The following is a 6,137-nucleotide window of genomic DNA, read 5'->3' on the forward strand; positions in this document are numbered from 1 at the left end:
CCGCCCCCACGCTGGAGGACCACCCCCATGAAAGCCAGACCACGTCTGTCGGCGCGCTTACTGGTCACGACCCTGGCCGTGGCCGCGACGGCCGCCGCGAGCACCCTCACCGTCACCGCCGCCCCGGCGCGCGCCGCCACCTGCAACGGGTACGTCGGGCTCACCTTCGACGACGGCCCGTCCGGCAGCACCCCCGGCCTGCTCAACGCGCTCCGGCAGAACGGGCTGCGGGCCACGATGTTCAACCAGGGCCAGTACGCCGCCGCCAACCCCGCCCAGGTCCGGGCGCAGGTGGACGCAGGCATGTGGGTCGCCAACCACAGCTACACGCACCCCCATCTCACCCAGCTGAGCCAGGCGCAGATCGACTCGGAGATCTCCCGGACCCAGCAGGCCATCGCGAACGCGGGCGGCGGCACGCCGAAGCTGTTCCGGCCGCCGTACGGCGAGACCAACGCGACGGTGAAGTCGGTCGCGGCCAAGTACGGCCTGACCGAGATCATCTGGGACGTCGACTCGCGGGACTGGAACGGCGCCGGCACCGACGCCATCGTGCAGGCCGCCGGCCGGCTCACCAACGGCCAGGTCATGCTCATGCACGACTGGTCCGCCAACACGCTCGCGGCGATCCCGCGCATCGCCCAGGGGCTTGCCGCCCGCGGTCTGTGCGCCGGAATGATCTCCCCGCAGACCGGTCGCGCGGTGGCCCCCGACGGGGGCGGGGGCGGCGGGGGCGGCGGCAGCGCCTGCTCCGCGACCCTCTCCGCGGGCCAGCAGTGGGGCGACCGGTACAACCTCAACGTGTCGGTCAGCGGCTCCAGCAACTGGACGGTGACGATGAACGTGCCGTCCCCGGCGAAGGTCCTGTCCACCTGGAACGTCAGCGCGAGCTACCCCGGTGCGCAGGTGCTGACCGCCAAACCCAACGGCAGCGGCAACAACTGGGGAGTCACCATCCAGCCCAACGGCAACTGGACCTGGCCCACGGTCTCCTGCAGCACGACCTGACCCCCCGGTGAGGTGCCCTCGGCCGTTCGCAATCCTTGGCCGCCGTTCCCGTCGTGACCGGTGGTTCCGCGGGTACGAGAGGGACCATGACGGATGCTCTGGTGGCCGGCGGATGGGGACTCCTCGCCGGATCGGCTCTCCTGGTGGGTGCGGTGCTCGGCTACGCGTTGCGGGTACCGCAACGGGTGATCGCCTACGTCATGGCGTTCGGTGCCGGCGTGCTGTTGTCCGCGGTCTCCTTCGAACTCCTGGAGGAGGCCCACCGGGAGGCGGGCCTGGCCCCGACGGCGCTCGGAACGCTGCTCGGGGCCGCGGCCTACACCGGCGGCAACGTCTGGCTGGCCCGGCGCGGCGCCCGGCACCGCAAGCGGTCCGGCCACGGCGCCCGGCAGCCGTCGGAGGAACAGCACTCGGGGTCGGGCAACGCCCTGGCGCTCGGCGCGCTCCTGGACGGCGTTCCGGAGTCGGCGGTCATCGGGGTGAGCCTGCTGGGCGGCGGATCGGTCAGCCTCGTCACGGTGGCCGCCGTGTTCATCAGCAACGTGCCCGAGGGACTGTCGAGTTCGGCGGGCATGCGCAGCGCCGGCCGCGGCGCACGGTACGTCTTCGGGGTCTGGGGGTCGATCGCGGCGGCCAGCGCCGTCTCCGCGGTGCTGGGGTACACGGTCGTGGGAGCGATGCCGGCGACCGTGGTCGCCACGGTGACGGCCCTGGCGGCAGGAGCGATCCTGGCCATGGTCGCGGACACGATGATCCCGGAAGCCTTCGAGGAGACCCACCTGGCTCTCGGGCTGATCACCGCGTCCGGCTTCCTGGCGTCCTTCGCCCTCTCGCACCTGTGAACGGGCGAGTCCTCCGGTCCACCGCGGCCGGGGGACTCGCCGCACTGCGGGACATCGCCTCAACAGATCGACTGCGCGCTGTTCACCAGGGTGTTGTTGCGGAAGGTCGTGTTCGTGCCGCACGGGTTCTCGCGTATGGCGGAGTTGGTCACCGTGAGGTTCTGGACGGTGATGTCGGAGTTGTTGGGGAACTCCGAGCGGGCCGCGAGCCGGATCTCGCCACCGCCGGTGACACTGCCGCTCTGGGCGGCGACGTTCACGTTGTGGCAGTTCTCGATCAGGATCGCGTTGCTGCCGGTGTGGGAGAGCGTCACCCGGTCGATGACCGCGCCCCCGCTCTCCGAGACGCAGAAGACCCCGCGCCCGCCACCCCGGGCCACGACCTCGCCGACGCGGATGTTCGTCGGGTAGGAGCTGCCGACCCGTCCGTTGCGGTTGGCCATGCGGAAGGCCGCGTAGCCGGTACCGGTACCGGCGTTCTCCGCGTCGACCTTGGTGACCGTGGCGTTGACGGTCTGGTTGAGGAGGAGGCCGGACTCGCCGACGTTGCGGGCCGTCACCGTGCCGATGGTGATGCCGTCCACGCCGTACGTCTCCACCGCGTGGCTGGTGGCGCCGGAGACGTAGACGTTGTCGATGCGGACGTTCCTCGTCCACTGGCTGGTGTCGCCGCGGTTGTCGATGCGCACGCCCAGACCGGCCGACAGGCGCATGTCGATCTGGCCGAGGACGACGTTCTGCACGTTGCGCAGGAAGATCCCGTACAGCGGGGTGCCCGTGACGTTGAGGTGCTGGACCTCCACATCGCGGGTGCCGCGGGAGTAGACGGGGGCCTGGTCGCCGGTGCCCGTGCCGGTGACGTTGATCGTGCCGCAGACGTCGAGCGTGGTGTAGCTGGGGAGCGAGATGCGTGAACCGGCGGACAGGGAGCCCGAGCCGCGGACGACGACCCGTTCCTTGGCGGTACGGCCGGCGGTGAGGCTGTTCACCGCCGCCTGGACGGCCGCCCGCATGTCGGTCCCGGTGTAGACGGTGCTGCCGCCGCGCCGGGCGGTCCAGGTGCTGCCGCTGAGTACGGCCTCCGCGTGGGAGGAGCCGTCACCGCAGGCGGCGAGGGCCCGCGCCGGGGCGGCGCCGGCGGGGGCGGCGCCGGCGGGTGCGGTGAGCGTGCCCGCGGTACTGAGCATGGCGATGGCCCCGGTGGCGGCGAGGAGGGCGGCTCTGCGTCCCATGAGGGTCTGTCCTCTCGTCGAACCGATTCGTCTGAATCGATTCATCCTGTGGGGGTGGTGAGTCTGGCAACGCGGTGACAGCCGGTCAATGGGTGTGACCGCGACACCTCGCCCACCGTGTCGCGTACGCCACAGGAATGAACTCGTGTCGCATGGGCAGACGGAGTCTCGTTGGAAAGCGGGGCGGCGCTACCTGGGGAGGTCTGCGCCGCCCCGCTGGTGTGGCGGCGGACACCCGGGGGTGTGACAGCAAATTCCCGGGGAAGCGGTGTCACGGTGCGCCAATGGGCCCATAGGGGTTGAACCGGGCGCACGTTGCACGTCGCACGTCGAGGAAAGGTGCTTGGGTACCGTGGCCGACGTACTGCCGGAAGGCGCCCCGGAATCGCGCGGCACGCGAAGTCCGGGCGGCGCATCGACCCATCTCCCCGAACAGGTCCGCAGGGACCTCGTCCACAGGCTCAGGCGGAACAAGCGCGCCTTCCGCCAGGACGACGTACAGGTCGTGGAGCGTCCGCTGCTGCGCCGCGCGGTCGGCGCCTCCGCCCTCGGCAACTGCATGGAGTGGTTCGACTTCGGCGTCTACAGCTACCTCGCCGCCACCATCGGCAAGGTCTTCTTCCCCGGGGCCTCCCCGGCCGCCCAGCTGATCTCGTCCTTCGCCACCTTCGCCGCCGCCTTCGTGGTGCGCCCGCTCGGCGGTCTCGTCTTCGGCCCGCTGGGCGACCGGCTCGGCCGGCAGAAGGTGCTCGCCACCACCATGATCATGATGGCGGTCGGCACCTTCGCCATCGGCCTCATCCCCGGCTACGCCACGATCGGAGTCGCCGCGCCCATCCTGCTCCTGGTCGCCCGCATGGTGCAGGGCTTCTCCACGGGCGGCGAGTACGGCGGCGCCACGACCTTCGTCGCCGAGTACTCACCCGACCGCCGTCGCGGCTACCTCTCCAGCTGGCTCGACTTCGGCACCTTCGTCGGCTACGCCCTCGGCTCGGCCCTGGTCACCGGGCTGAACCTGGCCCTGACCGACGACCAGATGCTGGACTGGGGCTGGCGGATCCCCTTCCTGATCGCCGGCCCGCTGGGTGTGATCGGCCTGTACATGCGGCTCAAGCTGGAGGAGTCGCCCGCCTTCCAGCAACAACTCGACGCACACGAGCAGAGCGTGGCCCAGGCGTCGGCGGGCAGCGAGTTCCGCACCATCGTCACCCGCCACGGGAAGGCCCTGCTGATCTGCACGGGCCTCGTGCTCCTCTACAACGTCACGAACTACATGGTCACCGGGTTCCTGCCGACCTATCTGACGCAGACCCTGCACCGGTCCAGCGGCTTCGCGGACACCCTGGTGCTGGTCGGCATGGTGTGGATCGTGCTGCTGATCACCTTCATCGGCCGGCTGAGCGACCGCGTCGGCCGGCGCCCGGTGTACGGCGTCGCGGCCGCCGCGATGATCATCCTCGCCGTGCCCGCCTTCCTGCTGATCAGGTCGGGGGCGACCTGGCCGCCCGTCCTCGGCGTGCTCGTCCTGTCCACCCTGTTGGCGGGCTTCGCCGCGCCGAGCGCCGCCACGCTCCCCGCCCTCTTCCCGACGGCCGTCCGCTACGCCGCCATGGGCATCGGATTCAACTTCGCCGTCGCCGCGTTCGGAGGCACCACCCCGCTGGTCACCGAGGCGCTCGTCGAGGTCACGGGCAACGACATGGTGCCCGCCTACTACCTCATGGCCGCGGGGGCCATCGGCCTGCTGACCGTCAGGTTCCTCCCGGAAAGCGCCCAGGTGCCGCTGAACGGCTCCCCGCCCATGGTGGGTTCCGACACCGAACGCAGGGAGCTGATCGCCACCTCCGGGCGGCTCTACCGGGCGAGCCGAGACGCGTCCTCCGCCCGCCGCTGACCGCGCTAGGGCCGGTCGACGGCTCCCCGGGCCGGACGGCGCCCCACGAGTGACGGCGGGGACCGGCCGCTCGCGCCGGTCCCCGCCGTCGATGGGTGTCAGCGGGTGGTCCCCCAGGTGTGGGCGACGTCGATGACGAGGTGCTCGGCCAGGCGCAGTACCCGGAAGGGCAACCGGGCGCGCACGCCGAGCCCGATCTGCGTGTCGCCCTCGAAGCTGCCGACGAACCGGGTGTCGCGGAAGGTGGAGTAGCCGGTGATGTTCACGCCCGGCAGCGGCTGGCCGGCGCGGGCCGGATAGGCGGGCTGGCCGGTCTCGGGGTCGTAGGAGGGCGCGTGCACCCGCACCTCCAGAATCGCCCCGCCCGCGACCGGGATGTACTGGCCCGAGCCGTCCTGGTGGATGCGGTCCACGTACCTCACGGAGTAACCGAGGTCCTCGCTGCCCGCGCCGGGGATGTCGATGACCATGCGGTCGTAGCAGTCGTGCCGGCCCGTCCTGACGTTCCGCACCGGCTCCGTCGAGGAGGTGGTGTACGTCTTGTCGAGGCTGCCCCAGCCGGTGGGGCAGGCGGCGGTGGCCTGTGGGGCGGCGGCGGGAGCGGCCTGAGCCGGTACCGCGGCCACACCCAGGGTGGCGGTGATGAGGGCGGCGGCCGCCCAGACGGTTCTGTTTCGCACCATGGTGTCCCCCGGAGATCAGTGTGACTGATATCAGGTGAGACAGCCGGGTTCACCCAAAGGTTGCACGGGCTCCACCCGAATTTCCGTCCCTCACCCGGCTCGGCGGCTGAGCGGGGGGCGGGCCGGGGCCGCCACGGGGTGCGTCGTGGCGGCCACGGCTGCTATCGCGTCGGGCACGGCTCAGACCAGGCCGTGGGCGGACTTCTTGCGGCGCACGACGTACAGGCCGGTGCCGGCGAGGGCGAGGACGGCCATGCCGCCCGCGGTCACGCCGGGCTCGGCGAGAGCGCCGCCTCCGGTGTGCACCCCGCCGCTGGGCTTGTCGTGGCCGCCGCCGTAGGACTTGTCCTCGTCCTTGTCGTAGTCCTTGTCCTCGTCCTTGCCGTAGTCCTTGTCCTTGCCGTAGTCCTTGTCCTCGTCCTTGCCGTAGGACTTGTCCTCGTCCTTGCCGTAGTCCTTGTCTTCGTCCTTGCCGTAG

The 6,137-nt window shown here is 71.2% G+C and carries 5 protein-coding genes and 1 pseudogene; 3 read left to right on the forward strand and 3 right to left on the reverse strand.

What is annotated here, in order from left to right:
- The first annotated feature begins 27 nt into the window (after nucleotides 1-27).
- The gene (locus tag ACIBBD_RS13415) at nucleotides 28-1,008 is read left to right on the forward strand and encodes a polysaccharide deacetylase family protein (protein ID WP_399419471.1); all 981 of its coding nucleotides are present in this window, start codon (nucleotides 28-30) and stop codon (nucleotides 1,006-1,008) included.
- A gap of 86 nt (nucleotides 1,009-1,094) precedes the next feature.
- Nucleotides 1,095-1,850 (forward strand): ZIP family metal transporter, encoded by a 756-nt coding sequence (locus ACIBBD_RS13420; protein ID WP_399419472.1) that lies wholly within the window; start codon nucleotides 1,095-1,097, stop codon nucleotides 1,848-1,850.
- Between the two features lie 59 nt (nucleotides 1,851-1,909).
- Here the strand turns inward: ACIBBD_RS13420 and ACIBBD_RS13425 are convergent, their stop codons facing one another.
- Nucleotides 1,910-3,082 carry a hypothetical protein gene (locus ACIBBD_RS13425; RefSeq protein WP_399419473.1) on the reverse strand — a complete coding sequence of 391 codons (1,173 nt, stop codon included), beginning with the start codon at nucleotides 3,080-3,082 and terminating at the stop codon, nucleotides 1,910-1,912.
- Nucleotides 3,083-3,434: 352 nt separating this feature from the next.
- Here ACIBBD_RS13425 and ACIBBD_RS13430 point away from each other — a divergent pair, with 352 nt between their 5' ends.
- Nucleotides 3,435-4,976 carry an MFS transporter gene (locus ACIBBD_RS13430; protein ID WP_399419474.1) on the forward strand — a complete coding sequence of 514 codons (1,542 nt, stop codon included), beginning with the start codon at nucleotides 3,435-3,437 and terminating at the stop codon, nucleotides 4,974-4,976.
- Between the two features lie 98 nt (nucleotides 4,977-5,074).
- Here ACIBBD_RS13430 and ACIBBD_RS13435 read toward each other — a convergent pair whose 3' ends face one another.
- On the reverse strand, nucleotides 5,075-5,659 hold the full coding sequence (locus tag ACIBBD_RS13435) for a hypothetical protein (protein ID WP_399419475.1): 585 nt from the start codon (nucleotides 5,657-5,659) through the stop codon (nucleotides 5,075-5,077).
- A 180-nt stretch (nucleotides 5,660-5,839) separates the two neighbouring features.
- A pseudogene (locus ACIBBD_RS13440) lies at nucleotides 5,840-6,137 on the reverse strand (hypothetical protein); the annotation flags it as partial.

Origin of the sequence: Streptomyces sp. NPDC051315, from assembly GCF_044455165.1 — a bacterium.
Classification (GTDB): Bacteria; Actinomycetota; Actinomycetes; order Streptomycetales; family Streptomycetaceae; genus Streptomyces.